We start from the raw sequence: 17,957 nt of genomic DNA on the forward strand, positions 1-17,957 counted from the left end.
GCTAAGCGCCTATCGGTGCGGGAATCGTCACTGCTCCCGAACCCACACGGTCATTTCGCCTTCCCCGCGATTGGCCCAGGCATAATACGGAATAAATTTCAGCGCCGCCGGCCGCGTGGCCGAAGGCGGCTGCGGACTGTACAAGCCGCCGGTCCACGCCGCTTCGTCCTGGCGCTCAGCCGCAGCCTCGATCGTGACTACGCCGCCGAGCAGCTCCGCCTCCCTCCGGACGGTAAGCTCCGCCATTTTCGGCAGCGCCAGTTCGTGCAGGTTCGCTCCGTTGTCCGCCTGCTCCAGGCAGTACACGAGCGGTCCCCGCTGCAGCGCGACCTTTCCGGCGTTTGCGCGGACAAGCGGATGGCTGTACATGCGCGTAACCGGCATGGAAAGCCGCAGCTCCACAACGTCGCCCTCCTGCCAGCGCCGCTGTACCCGCGCATAGCCGTTCCTGACCGTGCTGCCGTTCAGCGGCACCGTTTCACCGCAGACGGTGAGGCTCGCTTCGGGACACCAGTCCGGCAAGCGCAACGCCAGCGCGAACTCCCCGCCCTCCTGCGGGTGGACCGTAAAGCGCACCAGACCGTCCCACGGATAATCGGTCGCCTGCACCAGCTTCACCCGGCTTCCGCCAACCTGCAGCTCGGCTTCCCCGCCGATGTAGAGGTGGGCGTACACCGTATCCCCTTGCACCGTATAAATGTATTCCCCGAGCGAGGCGAGCAGCCGGGCGACGTTGGGCGGGCAGCAAGCGCAGCCGAACCATTCCTGGCGTACCGTTTTGATATGGTCGTATTTATGGTTGGCGCCATGGCAGGCTTTCGGATCCACCTCAAGCGGATTGACGTAAAAGAAATGCTTGCCGTCCCGCGCCATTCCGCCGACGACCGTATTGTAAAGCGCCCGCTCCATGACGTCCGCGTATTTCGATTCGGGCGCGAGCCGCAGCATCCGCTGGGCAAAGAAAACAAGCCCGATTGAAGCGCATGTCTCGGCATATACCGTATCGTTCGGCAAATCGTAGTCGAAGGAGAACGCCTCGCCCTGCGGCATCGAGCCTACCCCGCCGGTGATATACATCTGCTTGCCGGCGATGTTGTCCCACAGCTTGCGGCACGCCGCGAGCATGGACTCGTCCCCCGTCAGCGCCGCCACATCGGCCATCCCGGTAAGCATGTACAAGAGCCGCACCGCATGCCCGGCCGCGGTCTCCTGCTCCCGCACCGGCAGATGCGCCTGATGGTAGGCCAAGTCCACATGCTTGCCGCTTCCCGGCCAATGCGTTTTGCCGCCCCGTTTTTGCAGCTCCGCTTCAAAAAAGTTCGGTTTTTGTCCGCGCTGATCCAAAAAATACTTGCTCAGGCGCAAATACCGCTCATTGCCCGTTACTTCGTACAGTTTGACCAGCGCCAGCTCGATTTCCTGGTGCCCGTCGTAGCCCGGCAGCTGCCCCGGCTCGTTTCCGAACACGGTGCCGATATAATCCGCAAACTTGCAGACGACGTCGAGCAGCTTTCTTTTGCCCGTAGCCCGGTAATACGCCACCCCCGCCTCGATCATATGCCCCGCGCAGTAGAGCTCGTGGCATTCCGTCAGATTGGTCCAACGTCCGTCCGGTTCTTTCACCGTAAAATACGTATTCAAATACCCGTCATCCTGCTGGGCCTGGGCAATAATGTCGATTAACCCGTCGGCGGTTTCTTCCAGCTGCGGATTTGCATCCGCTTCCAATAAGTAAGACACCGCTTCCAGCCATTTCGCCAGGTCACTGTCCTGAAACACCATTCCGTAGAAATCCCCTTGCTCAAGCCCGGCCGCGATCCGGAAATTGCGGACGGCGCCGCTTGGTTCGGCGCTCTCCACCCGGTCGTTCAAGGCCTCCCATTGATAGGGAACGACCACGTCGCGCACAAGCCCAATATAGTAGCTCCAAAAATCGTCCCGGATGCGCACCCGGTTTAACGGCACTCTTTCGGACCGCTGCGTTTTGTCGGTTTGGAACATACCAGAGATCCTCCTCTTTTTTGAAATATCATACTAACCAACCCTATTCTATCTCATAGATTTGCTTCATAATATGGATGTCAGCAACTTAAAAGTTATAATATTTCACACTTATCCCGGAGGGATCGTCCGATGCTGAAAACAGCGGAAATCGTGCAAATCGCCGCTCCGCCCCTGCCTTATTTTCTCGAATGCGGGTATACCGTTTACGAGCCCGGGGAGGAGCATCCGAGCCGCAGGAATCTCGGTATTTTCGACCTGCTCGTTATGGAGAGCGGGACGCTGCATATCGGCGAAGCCGGGCGGCGGTGGAGCTTGACGGCGGGGCAATCGCTGCTGCTGCTCCCTGACCAGTATCATTATGCGTCGGGACCGTGCGAGGAACCTACGGCTTTTTATTGGCTGCATTTTCACACGGTTAGCTCCTGGCAGCAGATTCCCGGGGAGGAACCGGATTTCCCGTACCCCGGCGCGGAAGAGCACTATCGGCGGTTCCTGGCCTCGCCTTATTCCATCCAGTTGCCCAAAATGTGGACGATGCCCTACCCCGAGCAGGCCTACCGCCTGTTTCGCCAACTGCTGCATCATTCGGGGGAACGCCAGTCGAGCGCCTTTTGGACCGGGCAGCAGCTGTTCGGGGAACTGCTGCGTACGATGGACCTTAGGCAACTGGAGTCGTACGCTTCACCGGTCGTCACCGTGGCGGAAAAAGCCGAAGCGTTCATCAAGAACAATTACCGCGCGGAAATCAGCAGCGGGCAGATGTCCGAGGCGCTGCACTACCACTACAACTACATTACGCGCTGCATGAAGCAGGTATACGGGATGACGCCGAACGATTATCTGCTGCATTACCGCCTCGAACAGGCCAAGCTGCTGCTGCTGAAAACCGAATGGCCGATCTCGGTCATCGCCGCTTATGTCGGGTTTGGCAGCACGCCGTATTTCTCCAACCGCTTTGCGCTCAAAAACGGCTGCTCGCCGCGGCAGTTCCGCAAACAGTACACTTCGTAAGTCCAAGGCGGTTCCTAGAATAACGCGAGTATAGCGGGGCGGCGAGGCGGCGGAGCGACGGGGGACGGAGCGACGGGACAGCAGATCCCCAGAAATAAAGGCAAAAAACGCCGTTATTCCGGCGCTATGCACCCATTTGAGAGAAATAGGAGCCATTTATGTCTCTATTTTCTTGACTAGTAAGAAAATGTCCGCGTTCCGGGTCATTCGCCGGAAAATAAGTACAAAAAATGCCGCTAACGGTGATGAACATGCTTATATCCGGATAATAAGAACATAAAGTACCGCTATTTTATGAGCTGACACCCAAATCGTCCGACATAAGCTGTAGGTTTTGCTAATTTTGCTAGTTTTGCCGGTTTGCCGGTTTTACCGGTTTTGCAACTTTCGCCCCCTGGCCCCTGCTCTTGTCCCTCCCGCCTTATCCCATCCATTACCTGGCCGCTCTTTGTCCGCTTTTTGTCCTTGCCTTGTCCGCTTCATGGCCCTTCGCCGCTCGCGGGTTCTGCTACTTTGGTAGTACGGGAACCTTGGGGATTGCCCCCTTCGGAGCCCGAATGAAAACACCGTACGGGTACTTAAAGACTTTGCGCAAAGGAGATGAAGTTTACACCGGAATACCTTAAACGGCCCTAAGGCAAACAAGCCAAAAATCAAGAGGCAAAAGACAAGGAGGAATCATAATGAACAACCAGCATGAAAACAAAACGCAACCGGCAGCAAACAGCGCGGAAAATGTAAAGGGTGCAGTGAACGGTTTGGCCGCGCAGGCTACCGCCGTAAACACCACCTGCTACGTCATCGATCCGGCGCAGTGGGGCATTAAAACCGACGGCACCGAGGCGGTAAAAACGACGGAAGGATTGAACAAGGCGATCGCCCATGCGAAAAGCGCCGGGTATAACGAAGCGTTTATTCCGAAAGGGACGTATTTGATTCAAGGCGTTGGAACCACCTATCCAAACACTCCGGAGAAAGGGGCGGGCATCCAGGTCCCATCCCATATGAAGCTGACTCTGGATCACGAAGCGGAACTGAAGGTTCAGCCAAACGCTGCGAAAGGTTACTCCTGTATTTATCTGCGTAAAGTGGAAAATGTCACGATTTCGGGCGGCATCATTACCGGCGATCTGGACCAGCATGACTTCAGCAAACTTCCGGATTCGACGCATGAATGGGGCTTCGGCATTTACGTCCATGGAGGCAAAAAAGTTACGATAGAAAATATGAAAATCCGCAAATGTACCGGGGACTGCGTCATGCTTGGCTCGGTGGGCCGTTTGGGCATAGACCCCGACTATGATGAGCCGAAATTAGTAACCGTCCGCAATTGCTCGCTGGATGGGGCGCGCCGGAACAACATTTCGATTACGGCCGGCGAAGGCGTCTTCGTCGAAAACAATGAAATTACGAACACGGGCACCGTGAAACCGACCGACCCAAGCGTCGGGGTTGATATAGAAGGATACGGCGAAGGCGCTATCGATTACGAAAAGCCGCGCAAAGTTGTCATTCGCGGTAATCTGTTCCGCGGAAACCTGAAAGCGTCCGTTCTTAACTTCAGCGGCTACGAAGTTGTAATCGACGGGAATCATTCGGATAATACGTTTTCTTACAGCAACGGTACGGATACGATTATTTCCAACAACGTGCTGGTACGAACGGACAAAATCAACGTAGCTATCGCAGGAGATAAGGTGTCGAACGGATTTGACGGCAACAACGTGACGATTACCGGGAACACCATCAAAGGCTTCAGCAGCGGCATCGACGCCCGCGGCAAAGACGTGGTCGTGACGGGAAATGCGGTCTCCCATCTCGGCGAAGGAACGGGCATCGGTGTATATAGAGCGGAAAACGTGCTGATCGCGGACAATATCGTGCACCGCGGGGCGGGCCTGCCTTACAAGGTCGACGAGAGCAATGATGTGCAATTCCTGAACAACAAGGCACTCCATTCGGAACGCTTCGGCCTCGAACTGGACAAGTCCACCAATGTCGTGCTGCGGGGCAATTCGTTTGGCCAGTGCAATGGCGGCATATCCATCAAAAACTGGGGGACAAAGGGGACATCGGTTTTCGCGGAAGGCAATTATATCGACTGCGCCAGCTACACAGGAAAACAAACCAATAATTACGCGATCAGCTTCGACAAAAACAGCGATGTTACGCTCAAAGGGAATTATATCCTCGGCTCCCGATCCGTCGCCATTTACGGAGAGAGCAGCGCCGGCAAAGCCGTTAAAATCGCCGACAACGAAATTTCGGACATTGCGGGCAATTCGGCGATTCAAATCAAGGGGGGGCAGCGCGCCGAGATTGTCGGCAACCGTATCACCTTCAAAAGAAAGGATGACGCTGCGTACGGTATTTCATTAGCTGATAACGCCGAGGATGCGATCATCGCTCAAAACATGATTTATTCCAATAACGGTAAATCTATACCCAACGCCATCGTAACCGAAAGCTCGAAACGAACCAAGGTTCTAAACAACCTGCTGATCAATGGCAAAATGTTGCTCAATAAAGACGACACCAATATCGGCAACACGATTGTTTAAACGTCCAGCGTTTTACCGGACCGCCATTTCCTGACGTAATAAACGACCAGCAGCACCAGAGTTATGGCGAAAGCTGCCGTCTCCAGGCCCAGGGGTACGCCATATACGATAAGGATAATTCCGCTGCCCAGTCCGCTTTATCTCATCATCTGGCTGTATACACCGGTGAATGATTGGTTTCAGCGTATGCTGGGGTAAAACGTCAAAAAACCTGTCCCTATTAACCTGCTAAGGGTGATAGGGACAGGTTTTTTATTAAGATTATAGAAATTACTGGTTATATCCGCCCTTCCGGTTCCTCCGCCTCGGCCTTGCGGCGCGCCGCCAGCAAGCACAGGACGATCAGAACGAAAGCGGTCAGCGCCATAAACGGTATTGTAATAAAACCAAGCCAGCCGCTGCCCAAATAATCCACGTTGCAAGGAACCCCCACTTTGCAGGGAACCAGCCGCGCCAATCCCGGAATTTTTTGCTCACCGTAATGGTAAAGCGAGATCGTTCCGCCGATGATGCTGAGCGGCAGCACGTACGGAATGATGCTCCGGTCGTTCCGGTAAGCCGCGATGCCCAGCAAAATGACCTGCGGATACATGAATATCCGCTGGAACCAACAGAGCCGGCACGGTTCATAGTGCAGCACCTCGCTGAGATACAAGCTGCCCGCCGTAGCGACCAGCGCGACCAGCCAAGCAAGGTAAATGCCGTAATCCCTTAGAAAAGCCCGCACGCCCGTTCCTCCCCGTTCGTTATTTGCCCTGGAGTTCCTGATCGATGTATTTTTTCAGAGCGGCGTAATCGCCAACGTTGCCCGCATACTCAATACCGTTAATGAAAAACGTCGGCGTGCTGTTTACGCCCAGCTTGTCCCCTTTGGCGTATTGTTCATCGACTTCATTTTTATAAGTTGCTTCCGTTATGTCCTTCTGCAGCTGGTCGTAATCGATCGGCAGCTTCAGCTCTTTGGCCAGAGCGACGAGAAACTCCGCCGAAGCCCATCCGCTATTCTCATCGCCTTGGCGTTCATAAATCGCATCGAAATAAGTCCAGTAAGCGTCGGGGTTTTGATGAAATACCGACTGCGCCGCCAAAGCCGCCGTATGCGAATCCGTCCCGAGAATGGGCAGATTCATAAAATAAAACGCGGCCTTGCCTTGATCTACATAGTCTTTGACCAGCTCCGGTTTGATCAGTTGATTTACGCTTTTGCAAGCCGGACACTGGAAATCGCCAAATTCTACGATCTTCACCGGTGCTTCGGCATTCCCAAGCACAGGGAGGTTCGCATAATCAAACGATGCCGTTTTTGCTTTCGGTTGCGGTTGGATCGCCAGGACGGCGATAATCAGCACGAGCAATACTCCCACCGTGCTGAACCAGATCAATCTTCTCGTTTTTTGTTTTTGCTGCTGCTTGAGCTGCTCGGCTTTGCGCTGGGCCAAGGCGTTGGTTTTCGTTTTCGGCGGCATGCGAACCCTTCTTTCTGAATAAAATCTTGCAACTTATGTAATCCCGGTTATCCTGCAACCATTCTAGTTACAAAAGCGGGTTTCGTCAAGCTTTCCTCTTCTCCTCCCCTCTCTACCTGTGCCTCATCTTCTACTTCGCTGATAATTTTATAATTTCCGGTATTTTTCAAAAAACGGGCCGCTTCCTGCGTGATCGCGCGAGGGAGCGGCCCGCCTAACGGCAGCCTGAACTCCAGGCCCATGATCTTGCCGGTTTCTAGTCGGTCCTTTATTCGCCGGCCCCTTCGGCCCCCGCGGGTTCTTCGTCACCGGTCCGGGCCGCATCCGCCTCCGCTGAACGCGACAGGACGATCGAAGCCAACAGCTCGTCCGCCTGCGAATGCAAAACAACGCCGTCCGGAAGCCGTACGTCCCCGGCCAGCAATTTATCGCCCGCATCCAGGGATGAAATATCTACATCCAAGCTGGCCGGCAAAATATCCGGCAGCCCTTCCACCTCCAGCTCCGTCTCCTGGATTTGCAGAACTCCGCCAACCTTCGTGCCTTTGGCCGTACCGACCAAGTGCACCGGCATTTTTACGCGGATCGGCTTGTTTTTGGTCACCTGCTGAAAATCGACATGGACGATTTTCCCGTTATGCTGCTGAATTTCCTTAATCAGCGCCGGAAAAACCTGTCCCCCTTCGACCTTCAAGTCGAAAAACTCCGTTCTTCCGGTACGGACGACCCTCAAAAGCTCCTTCACATCCACATGAACCGCCAGATTTTCGGTTTCGGCCCCGTAGATCACCGCGGGCACCCGGCCGTCTTGTCTCAGCCGGCGCAGCGACGAACGGTTAAACTCCGTTCGGGGTGCGGCATTCAAATAATACGCGTGATGGTTTGCATTCATCTTGAACAACCTCCTTGAAATATAAAAACTTCATGGCAGGCGTCAAAAGACGTCGCATTTCTATTTTACTCCATTTTTGCCGGGAGTGTACAAGCATCGGATCATTTTAGGAAGCGCGATTTTACATGGAGTTATATTTTTTACATAGATTTTACAAAAGGAGGTATTTCGCCGGCATATCGGCATTGTAAAATAAAAGATGGAACACCATACTAAAACGAAGATTTTAAGACAGCTTTTCGGCCAATGGAGGTCATGGTAGAGATGGCGCTTGCAGAAACGAAAAACCAAGGTTCAAGATATTTAAACCGCGATTTAAGCTGGGTGGAATTCAACCGCCGGGTGCTGAAGGAAGCGAAGGATCCGGCGACGCCTTTGCTGGAAAAAGCCAAATTTCTCTCGATCGTGTCGAGCAATTTGGACGAGTTCATGAGCGTGCGCGTGGCCGGGATCCAGGATCAGATCCGCGCGGGTTACACCAAAAAAGATTTCACCGGCTATACTCCCGATGGACTATACAAACGCCTGATTGCTAGAATCTCGGCGATGGTCGGCGAACAGTACCGGACGTTCCGGGATCTGTCGAGACAGCTCGCCAAAGAGAACATCGTATTTCTAAAATACGATGAGCTAACCTCGACGCAACGCAAATCAATGGAAACGTACTATCACGACATTATTTTCCCGGTGCTGACTCCGATGGCCGTCGACCAAAGCAGACCATTTCCGCTGGTCCATACAGGGTTTGTGTACTTATCCGTTGTGCTGAAGCGGGAAAATGAAGCGCAGAAGCCGGACGAAGAGGAGGAGAGAGAGCCTTATTTCGCGATCGTGCAAATTCCTTCCAATCTGTCGCGCATCATTCCGCTGCCGCATCATTCCAACAGCAAAAAGCAATCCTTCATTCTGATCGAAGAGTTGATCCGCCACCATATTCAAACGCTGTTCAGCGGTTATGTCCCGCTCGCCGTGCACGAGTTCAGAGTAACCCGCAACGCCGATTTGGCGTTTGACGAAGAAGGGGCCGAGGATCTGCTCGAGGAAATTGAAAAAGAGCTGCGGAAACGCCGCTGGGGAGCGCCCGTACGGCTGGAGATCCAAAAGGGTATCCATCCTTACGCGCTGGAAGTGCTGAAGGAGGAATTTGAGATTACGGACGCCGTATTTGAAATCGACGGACCGCTCGATTTAAGCTTCCTCGGCAAGCTGCCGGGCGTGGTCAAAGGGTATCCGAAGCTCCGCTACCCGCAGATCGATCCGGTGTACCCCCGGGAATTCGATGCCGAAGACGATTTTTTCGAGGTGCTTAAGCAACGGGACGTGCTGGTCTATCATCCTTACGAAAGCTTCGACGCCGTGACGGATTTTATCAGCCAGGCTTCGGAGGACCCGGCCGTGATGGCGATCAAGATGACGTTGTACCGGGTCAGCGGCAATTCGCCGCTCATCCGGGCGCTCGCCCGCGCCGCGGAATCGGGCAAACAGGTTACCGTCGTCGTGGAACTTAAGGCGCGGTTCGACGAAGAGCGCAACATCGCCTGGGCCCGCACGCTGGAGAAAGCGGGATGCCATGTCGTGTACGGCCTGGTGGGCCTTAAAACCCACGCCAAAATTTTGCTTGTCGTCCGGCAGGAAGGCCGTGATTTAAGGCGGTACGTGCATGTGGGGACGGGAAATTACAACGACATTACCGCGCGCCTGTATACCGATATCGGCTTGTTTACGACCGATACCGCGATCGGCGAGGACGCCTCGCAATTGTTCAACCTGATCACCGGATACTCGGACGCCGGCGAGTGGCAGGCGTTTACGCTGGCGCCGACGGGGATGAAGGACAAGCTGTTTGCGCTGATTCGCCGGGAAGCCGAACACGCTGCAGCCGGCAGGCCGGCCAAAATCATCGCCAAAATGAACTCGCTGTCCAACCAGGAGATGATCGACGAGCTGTACGCCGCTTCCCGGGCCGGGGTTTACATCGACCTGATCGTCCGCGGCGTCTGCTGCCTGCGCCCCGGCGTGGAAGGCCTGAGCGAACGGATTACGGTGCGCAGCATCGTCGACCGCTTTTTGGAGCATTCGCGCATTTATTATTTCGAAAATGGCGGGAAGCCGGAAGTCTGGCTGTCCAGCGCGGATTGGATGACGCGCAACCTGACGCGCCGGCTGGAGCTGATGTGCCCCGTGACGAAGCCGGAAACCCGGGAGACGCTCGTGCAGATTTTGATGCTGTCGCTCTCCGACAACATCAAAGCGAAGCGGCTTGTGCCGAGCGGAAAATACGAGCCGTTCACCGGCACTCAGCCGGCCTGCCGCAGCCAATTTGACGCCCTGGACATCAGCGTGTGGAAGAAGAGCGAACCTCCCACTCCAACCTGAGCTCCCACGCTTTTTTGAAGCTTTTTGCCGCGGTTTCAAGCTGCCTGATCTCCAGGTAAGCTTGACTGCGGCATTTTAGCGTCAGCAGCAGCGCGCCGGAGGACGCCTCGGCCTTGAGCAGCTCGACGTTTTGCGTTTCGCTGGTATCCAGCGCGACGGCCGCTTCCACGATGGCGCCAAGCTTCTGGATCAGGATTTCGTCTCCCTCCGCAAGCAGCTCCCGGTAATTTTCCAAATTCATTTTTTTTCCGTGATTGGCCGGATAATCCGCCGCATACCCGCATATTACGGCCTCACGGTGGGTTAAAGCGCCAAGCGGGGCTTGCGTCAGCCAATATAACGTATGCTTGTCGTACTGGTGGTAGCGCACGGCGCCGCCGATTTTGTACAGCATGGCCGCCGCGGCCGCGATCTGCCGGGTTTTCGCCCCGCCGGTTGCGGCGGCTCCCAGCAAAAGATCATGCAGCCGGACCGCGTACAGGCTGACCTGCTGAAAATGAGCAAGCGGGGACTGGTTATGAAATGCAAGCAAGCCGCGGGCCTGCAGCGCTAACACTTCGGAGGCGGCGGGAACCTGCAGCCCCAGCGCATCCTGCAGCAGCCCTTCCCGCAGCCCCGCTCCGCTGATCAGGCAGCAGTCCGCTCCGATGCGCGCAAACACGGTCTGCAGAATAATCAGCCCCGGAGCGATAATGTCGGCCCGCGCTTTGGACAAACCGTCGAGGCGCTTGCGTTTTTCGAGCGGCATGAACGGCAGCGTTTCGGCATAATGGCGGATGCTTTCCGGAGCCACCCTGTAATAGTGGGCGAGCCGCAGCGGATATTTCCGCCGGCGCTGGTCGAGCTTGCCGAGCGTGCGGATCGTGCCGCCGAGACCGATTAACGGCAGCCCCGGATGGGCTGCCATCCAAGGATGGCCCGACAGCATCCGCTCGATCTCGCCCGCCAGATTGGCCGCATTTTCGGCCGTCCACGGTTCTTTTCCGTTCCCGAACTTGACCTGGGCATTCACCGCACCTAAAGGGAGCGAGATGCTGTGCAGCAGTTTACGGGCCCGAAACAGCGTGATTTCCGTGCTCCCTCCCCCGATGTCGATGATGAAGCCGTCCTCCTCCGCCATGGCGCCGGCGACGCCGAGAAATCCGAAATAGGCTTCCTGCTCCCCGGTAAGGATTTCGATCTCAAGTCCGGTATGCTGCGTGAGCAGTTCGGCAATTTCCCCCGCATTGGCCGCGTTCCGGATCGCCGCCGTCGCGGCGACGCGGATTTGCCGGCAGCCGTAGACGGCGCAAATTTCCCTGAACTGCTCCAGAATCGGCACGATCAAAAGAACGTCCTTCCGCTCCATGGCGCCGCCCGAATTCATCTTTTCGCTGAGCCGGGCGGACTCTTTAATTTCCTGAATCAACCGGTACTCCCCTTGCGGCGTTGCTTCATAAATAGCCAGACGGATAGAGTTGGATCCGATGTCAATGATTCCGATCGTCATATGGCTGTTTTTCATAGTTTGCTCCTGACATCCCTTTAAGAGGTTCTTAAAAGTAAGTTTTACCTCACTTTATCCCAAATTCGTCCAAAAATAAACCTTACCAAGGTTAAATCCGGCAACATTTTCAGCTTTTCGCAAGTACGAATTTGTTTGAGGGCGTTAAAGGCGTACAGGGCAGAGGAGGGGGGGGGAGACCGATGGGTTGTGGGTTGGTCGGCAGATCAGTATCTGCTGTCCGGGCGCTTTGCACGATTATCCCGTTTGATCAGGGAAGCAGAGAAGAAGATAAATTCAGGAGAAGAAAATATATTTGTAAGAAGCAGTTATATTCGAGATCATTAGACAGGTCATTGCTGCAACCTGAATCCGTCTGCATCAATGCCGACACCGTTCAAGCGCCACGATTAGGCCGCAGCCGCAAGGGGCTGGTTCAGTTGGCGTGCGATCAGCTTACGGTAAGGGATCGCCGGAATCGCCACACACATGTGCAGCAACTGCTGCCGCATCGTTTCTTCCGCTTCAGGAAGTCCTCCGGACAGGCGCAGCCGGCGGCGTCCGGTGTATTCGTTCAGGTACGCCTGCAGATGCTTCAGTCCCAAGGCTCCATACGTACCCTTCAGCGATTCCCACGCCTCTCTCACCACTTTCCGCAAGGGCGCATACAGCCGAAAGGCCAGAGGGAACGACTGCACCGTCGATGTACGGACATCCACATGCCCGCCAATAAACGCGGTTAGATCGTACGGTCTGCCCTTTTTTCGCCTCCCCGCTTATGCGGCACCAGGCGGATTTTGACCTGCTCCGGCTCGCCCGAGTCCGTGACCGTGCAGCCGGCCACGACCGCCGAGGCGTACGGATGCGAAAGCTGACACCGGGACGGATTACGCCCATACTGATCGCTATTCACCTTCACGTCTCCGGAGAGCAGCTCCCGGGCATCGAACTCCCCCACGGCATGACGTATTTTTTGCAGCATCGACCACGCGGTCTTGTAGGTGACCCGGATCACCTGGCGCAGCCGCGTCGCCGAGATGCCGTCAGGGAGCAGGAACAACTCCAGCGCCTGGAACCACTTCACCAGGGGCAGATGCGTTCCTTCAAAAATCGTGCCGACCAAAGGCGATGTTTGATGCTTGCACTTTCCGCACTCGAACAAGGGGATATGCCGGGAAGTCACACGGCTGCACCGGTTGTGAGCGCAGCGCGGGCAGACGAAGCCGTTTGGCCACTTCATCGCGATCAGCGCCTCCATACAATCCTGCTCGCTGTTATAACGGCTGCTGAATGGTTGAAGTTCCGTTCTCGCATTGGCTTCCATATCCGCTTACCTCCCGAATCAAGAATACACGAACATAAGTTCCGTTAATTTCATTATACCAAACATGCGTTCCTTTATCAAGCCGAAAATCTCACCTTAACCGCCTCATTTTTTCCTTATTAATCCTTATTCTAGCCCCTAACACCTATCCACTGAATGAAAGGGATAATCGTGCAAAGCAGCATGCAGGGACACCAGGACACCAGGACACCAGGACACCAGGACATTAGACACGAATGCTACATTTAGACAGCCGCCTCAGTCCTCAGTTCGAGTCCCCGTCAAATCCAATCATGCTGCTGCATTTACTAGTAAATTTCCAATTCTATTGGATATATCTAATGGCAATGCCTAATACTTAAATTCACCTAGAAAAAACCGGCGCCTCGGAAGGCGCCGGTTTAACAGAGAAACCCGCAAAACTAGTTTGGAAAAGAATAGATAGAACTTCCTAATACGGCTAATTCGGCAATTTCGCCTACTTCGTCTTACTCGCCGATACCGCGCACCAGTTCCACGACTTCCTCCGCTGTCCGCATTTGCAGCGCTTTGGCTGCCAAAGCTTCCATCTCCGTTTTGGAAAGCTTGGAAATCTGCGAGCGTGCCGGTAAAATCGAGGTCGCGCTCATGCTGAACTCATCCAGGCCGAGGCCGAGCAGCAGCGGAATCGCCACTTTATCGCCCGCCATCTCGCCGCACATGCCGGCCCATTTGCCTTCCTTGTGGGCGGCGTCGATCACCATTTTCACCAGACGCAAAATCGCCGGATTATACGGTTGATACAAGTAGGAAACGCGTTCGTTCATGCGGTCGGCGGCCATCGTATATTGAATCAGATCGTTGGTGCCGATGCTGAAGAAATCCACTTCTTTGGCGAATTGATCGGCCATAACGGCGGTCGAAGGAATCTCCACCATAATGCCGAGCTGGATATCGTCCGCGACCTTGACGCCTTCGGCCGTCAGCTTCTCCTTCTCTTCCTGGAGCACCGCTTTGGCTGCGCGGAACTCGTCCAGCGTGGCGATCATCGGGAACATGATCCGCAGCGTGCCGTAAACGCTCGCCCGAAGCAATGCTCGCAGCTGCGTGCGGAACAGATCCTTTTGCTCCAGGCAAAGACGGATGGCGCGGAAGCCGAGGAACGGGTTCATCTCCTTCGGCAGATTAAGGTAAGGCAGCTCCTTGTCGCCGCCGATGTCGAGCGTTCTGACAACGACCGGCTTGCCCTCCATTTTTTCCAGCACCGTCTTGTAAGCATTAAATTGAACTTCCTCCGACGGCAGCTCGGTGCGGCCCATGTACAAGAACTCGGTGCGGTACAAGCCTACGGCTTCGCCGCCGTTGTCGAGCACCCCGGCAACGTCATTCGGCGTGCCGATGTTGGCCGCCAGTTCGACGTGCACGCCGTCCTTCGACGTGGTCGCCACTTCGCGCAGCTTCTTCCACTCCTCGATTTGCTTGAGGTGGTCGTCGCGTTTTTGCGTGTATTCCTTCACCACATCGTCGGACGGGTTGATGATCACCAGGCCGTCCAGACCGTCCACGATCACCAGATCGCCGTTGTTTACTTTGCCGAGCACTTCTTTGGTCCCGACGACGGCCGGAATCTCCAGCGAACGGGCCATAATCGCGGAGTGCGACGTTCTGCCGCCGATATTCGTCGTAAAGCCTTTGACGTATTTGCGGTTAAGCTGAGCAGTATCGGACGGCGTCAAATCCTCGGCGATAACGATGACTTCCCGGTCGATCTCCGCCGGATTGACGTAGGTGAGGCCCAGCAAATGGGTCAGCACCCGTTTGGTGACATCCCGCATGTCGGCGGCCCGCTCCTGCAGGTACGCGCTTTTCATGTTCTCGAACATGGCGATAAACTGGTTTGCCGTCTCGTCCAGCGCGTATTCCGCGTTCACTTTCTCGCTGGAGATTTTCTCCCGCACCGGATCCAGCAGCTCGGGATCGTTCAGGATCAGCAGGTGGGATTCGAAAATTTCCGCTTTCTTCTCGCCAAGCTCTTGAAGCGTGCGCTCTTTGATCGCTTCAAGCTCCTGCTGCGATTTGGCCAACGCTTCGTCCAGCTTTGCCAGCTCGGCGGTAGGGTCGGAAGCATCCCGGCGTTTTACCGTAAAATCGGGATGCTCCAGTTTGAATGCCGCGGCGATGGCCACGCCGGCCGAAGCGGCGATGCCGTCGATCTTAAGCATTTACTTCTCCTAACCCCTCGTTAACCATGACGTCGGTGAGCGCTTGAAGAGCTTCTGCAGCCTGTTCTCCTTCTACAGACAACGTAATGGTGTCCCCTTGCTCCAGTCCCAGGGACAACACCCCGAGAATCGATTTCAAGGTCACTTTTTTGCCCTTCGCTTCAGCAAAGGACTCAGCTCCTTTAAACTTGTTGGCCGTATTTACCAATGCCGTAGCAGGGCGTGCGTGGATACCGTCTTCATCCGTAATTCTAAAGGTTCTTTCCATAATAAAATCCTCTCGCTTTCTCATCAATGTAGTATAAATATATATCAACGCTCCCTTTTATTTTAAGGGAACGCGATTACAATTCCAAATTTTCTGCCGGCGCCCGTGACGCTAGGGCGCCGGCAGCTTTTATTTGATTGTAACGATATCGGGCTCGCCTTTCGCCAGCTTGCCGGTTTTGTTCAGCTTGACCGCCGCCCCTTCCGGCAGGTTGGAGAACACAATCGGCGAAATGATCGAAGGCGCGTGCTCCTTCACGTAATCCAGGTCGACCTCCATAATCGGCTGTCCGGCCGAAACCAGGTCGCCTTCGTTCACGAGCACCTTGAAGCCTTGCCCTTTCAGCTTCACGGTGTTCACCCCGATGTGCACCAGCACTTCCTTGCCGCCGTCCGACATGATGCCGACGGCATGCTTGCTCGGGAACACATTGAACACCTTGCCATAGACCGGAGAAGCGATGACCCCGTCATGCGGCAGAACCGCAAAGCCGTCGCCCGTCATTTTTTCCGCGAACACCGGGTCCGGCACATTGGAAATATCCATCAGTTCGCCGTTAACCGGCATCACGATATCCTCGTTGATGATGGCGTCGCCGTCCTGAGCCGCCTGCCGCTCCACTTCGGCAGGTTTGTCCGCCTCCGTCTTCTCGGCGGCTCTCGGCGCCTTGCCGTTCATAATATCGGCAATTTGCGTCTTGATCGTATCGGAGCGCGTGCCGAAGATCGCCTGGATATTGTTGCCGACCTCCAGGACGCCGGAAGCCCCCAGATTTTTCAGCCGGTCCTTGCTTACGTTGGCTTTATCCTTAACTTCAACCCGCAGCCGCGTGATGCAAGCGTCCAGGTGGACGATGTTTTCCTGTCCGCCCAGCGCGGACAAAATATTGTGCGGCAGCTCATCCTGCGTAACTTTTCCTCGGCTGGCTTCCGCATCTTCATTATCTTCAGCCGGATCTTCCCGTCCCGGCGTCCTGAGGTTGAACTTGCGGATGACGAACCGGAATCCGAAATAATAGATCACGGCCAAAATCAAGCCGACGATGATGACGTACCACCAAGGCGTGCGGTTTGGAATAACCCCGAAAATCAGGTAGTCGATCAAACCGCCGGAGAACGTCATCCCGATTTTTACGCCCAAAAGATGCATCGTCATAAACGACAACCCGGCAAAAACACAGTGCACGGCGAACAGAACCGGAGCCACGAACAGGAACGAGAATTCGAGCGGTTCGGTAATCCCCGTCAGAAACGAGGTCAACGCCGCTGAGCCCATAATCCCCGCCACATATTTCTTGTGCTCGGGTCTGGCCTCGTGATAAATGGCGAGCGCCGCCGCCGGCAAGCCGAACATCATGAACGGGAATTTGCCGGTCATGAACGTTCCGGCCGTAAACGGCACGCCGTCGCGAAGCTGAGCCATAAAGATGTTCTGGTCACCGCGCACCAGTTGGCCCGCCGCATTGGTGTATTCCCCGAATTCGAACCAGAACGGGGAATAGAAAATGTGGTGCAGACCGAACGGAATCAATGCGCGTTCGATAATCCCAAACACAAACGCGGACAACGTCCGGTTCTGGTCCAGCATGAAGTGGGAAGCGGCGTTCAGCCCCGATTGAATCGGCGGCCAGATGACGACCATCAGCAAACCGAGCAGCACCGAGGTGGCCGCCGTCATGATCGGAACAAACCGTTTTCCGGCAAAAAATCCGAGATAAGACGGCAGTTCGATTTTAAAGAAGCGGTTATACATGGCGGCGGCCAATATCCCGACGATAATCCCGCCAAACACGCCGGTGGCCAGCGTCGGAATCCCCAACACATTGGCGTAGGCCGCGTTGGTTCCGATCATCGATGGCGTTACGCCGATGACCGTACCCATCGTCACGTTCATCACGAGATAGCCGATAATCGCGGCCAAGCCGGCGACGCCCTCGCCTCCGGCCAGACCAACGGCAACGCCGACGGCGAAGAGCAGGGCCAAATTCGTGAATACGATCTGCCCGGCGTTCATCATGACGGTCGCTACCGCATGAATCGTATGGTTGTCCAAGGCTGGAACCCGTTCAAGAAAGTCCGGGCTGACCAGCATATTGCCGATCCCCAGGAGCAGTCCTGCAGCAGGGAGCAGCGCGACGGGCAGCATAAGCGCTTTCCCGACCCGCTGCAAAACACCAAAGAAACGCTTGAACATAATGCACCCTCCTGAAATATTAAATGATCATAACAACAAAAAAAGCATGAGTCAAAAAAGACTTTCGGTTATCGTTTCGTTAGGGATAGAATACCCCGTAATCCAACGATACACTCAAAAACCTTTTATCAACTCATGCCTGATCGAATCAGTTACACATTGTGATTTGATATTGTTG

The 17,957-nt window shown here is 55.1% G+C and carries 14 protein-coding genes; 3 read left to right on the forward strand and 11 right to left on the reverse strand.

What is annotated here, in order from left to right; genetic code table 11:
* Positions 1–27: 27 nt before the first annotated feature.
* The gene (locus NYE69_RS26680) at positions 28–2,001 is read right to left on the reverse strand and encodes a glycoside hydrolase family 127 protein (protein WP_316561256.1); all 1,974 of its coding nucleotides are present in this window, start codon (positions 1,999–2,001) and stop codon (positions 28–30) included.
* Positions 2,002–2,133: 132 nt separating this feature from the next.
* Between NYE69_RS26680 and NYE69_RS26685 the strand changes: the two genes are divergently transcribed.
* Both NYE69_RS26685 and NYE69_RS26690 read left to right on the forward strand, forming a co-directional pair.
* Positions 2,134–3,015 carry an AraC family transcriptional regulator gene (locus tag NYE69_RS26685; protein WP_213510631.1) on the forward strand — a complete coding sequence of 294 codons (882 nt, stop codon included), beginning with the start codon at positions 2,134–2,136 and terminating at the stop codon, positions 3,013–3,015.
* 683 nt (positions 3,016–3,698) lie between these two features.
* The gene (locus tag NYE69_RS26690; protein ID WP_340928799.1) at positions 3,699–5,576 is read left to right on the forward strand and encodes a right-handed parallel beta-helix repeat-containing protein; all 1,878 of its coding nucleotides are present in this window, start codon (positions 3,699–3,701) and stop codon (positions 5,574–5,576) included.
* A 277-nt stretch (positions 5,577–5,853) separates the two neighbouring features.
* Here the strand turns inward: NYE69_RS26690 and NYE69_RS26695 are convergent, their stop codons facing one another.
* The 4 genes from NYE69_RS26695 to NYE69_RS26710 form a co-directional block, all read right to left on the reverse strand.
* Entirely contained in the window at positions 5,854–6,303 is a 450-nt protein-coding gene (locus tag NYE69_RS26695; RefSeq protein WP_240752002.1) for a disulfide oxidoreductase, read from the reverse strand.
* A 19-nt stretch (positions 6,304–6,322) separates the two neighbouring features.
* Complete coding sequence (locus NYE69_RS26700; protein ID WP_240752003.1) at positions 6,323–7,042, reverse strand: DsbA family protein; 720 nt, start codon at positions 7,040–7,042, stop codon at positions 6,323–6,325.
* 47 nt (positions 7,043–7,089) lie between these two features.
* Positions 7,090–7,212: a hypothetical protein gene (locus tag NYE69_RS26705; RefSeq protein WP_316561258.1), complete on the reverse strand. Its 123-nt coding sequence runs from the start codon at positions 7,210–7,212 to the stop codon at positions 7,090–7,092.
* Between the two features lie 98 nt (positions 7,213–7,310).
* On the reverse strand, positions 7,311–7,934 hold the full coding sequence (locus NYE69_RS26710; protein WP_316561259.1) for a 50S ribosomal protein L25: 624 nt from the start codon (positions 7,932–7,934) through the stop codon (positions 7,311–7,313).
* A 264-nt stretch (positions 7,935–8,198) separates the two neighbouring features.
* Between NYE69_RS26710 and ppk1 the strand changes: the two genes are divergently transcribed.
* Positions 8,199–10,310 (forward strand): polyphosphate kinase 1, encoded by a 2,112-nt coding sequence (ppk1, locus tag NYE69_RS26715; RefSeq protein ID WP_340928802.1) that lies wholly within the window; start codon positions 8,199–8,201, stop codon positions 10,308–10,310.
* Here the strand turns inward: ppk1 and NYE69_RS26720 are convergent.
* The 6 genes from NYE69_RS26720 to ptsG all read right to left on the reverse strand — a co-directional run bounded on the left by NYE69_RS26720 (position 10,270) and on the right by ptsG (position 17,779).
* Positions 10,270–11,814: a Ppx/GppA phosphatase family protein gene (locus tag NYE69_RS26720; protein WP_316561802.1), complete on the reverse strand. Its 1,545-nt coding sequence runs from the start codon at positions 11,812–11,814 to the stop codon at positions 10,270–10,272. The genes ppk1 and NYE69_RS26720 overlap by 41 nt on opposite strands.
* Before the next feature lie 389 nt (positions 11,815–12,203).
* Entirely contained in the window at positions 12,204–12,512 is a 309-nt protein-coding gene (locus NYE69_RS26725) for a hypothetical protein (RefSeq protein ID WP_340928804.1), read from the reverse strand.
* 20 nt (positions 12,513–12,532) lie between these two features.
* The gene (locus NYE69_RS26730; RefSeq protein ID WP_340928805.1) at positions 12,533–13,117 is read right to left on the reverse strand and encodes an IS1595 family transposase; all 585 of its coding nucleotides are present in this window, start codon (positions 13,115–13,117) and stop codon (positions 12,533–12,535) included.
* A 488-nt stretch (positions 13,118–13,605) separates the two neighbouring features.
* On the reverse strand, positions 13,606–15,318 hold the full coding sequence (ptsP, locus tag NYE69_RS26735) for a phosphoenolpyruvate--protein phosphotransferase (protein ID WP_340928807.1): 1,713 nt from the start codon (positions 15,316–15,318) through the stop codon (positions 13,606–13,608).
* Positions 15,311–15,586, reverse strand: a complete 276-nt coding sequence (locus NYE69_RS26740; RefSeq protein WP_036620725.1) for an HPr family phosphocarrier protein — start codon at positions 15,584–15,586, stop codon at positions 15,311–15,313. The genes ptsP and NYE69_RS26740 overlap by 8 nt, the downstream gene beginning before the upstream one ends.
* 129 nt (positions 15,587–15,715) lie before the next feature.
* Complete coding sequence (gene ptsG, locus NYE69_RS26745; protein ID WP_124332581.1) at positions 15,716–17,779, reverse strand: glucose-specific PTS transporter subunit IIBC; 2,064 nt, start codon at positions 17,777–17,779, stop codon at positions 15,716–15,718.
* Positions 17,780–17,957: the final 178 nt, after the last annotated feature.

The organism is Paenibacillus sp. FSL R5-0527 (genome assembly GCF_038008055.1).
Classification (GTDB): domain Bacteria; phylum Bacillota; class Bacilli; order Paenibacillales; family Paenibacillaceae; genus Fontibacillus; species Fontibacillus macerans.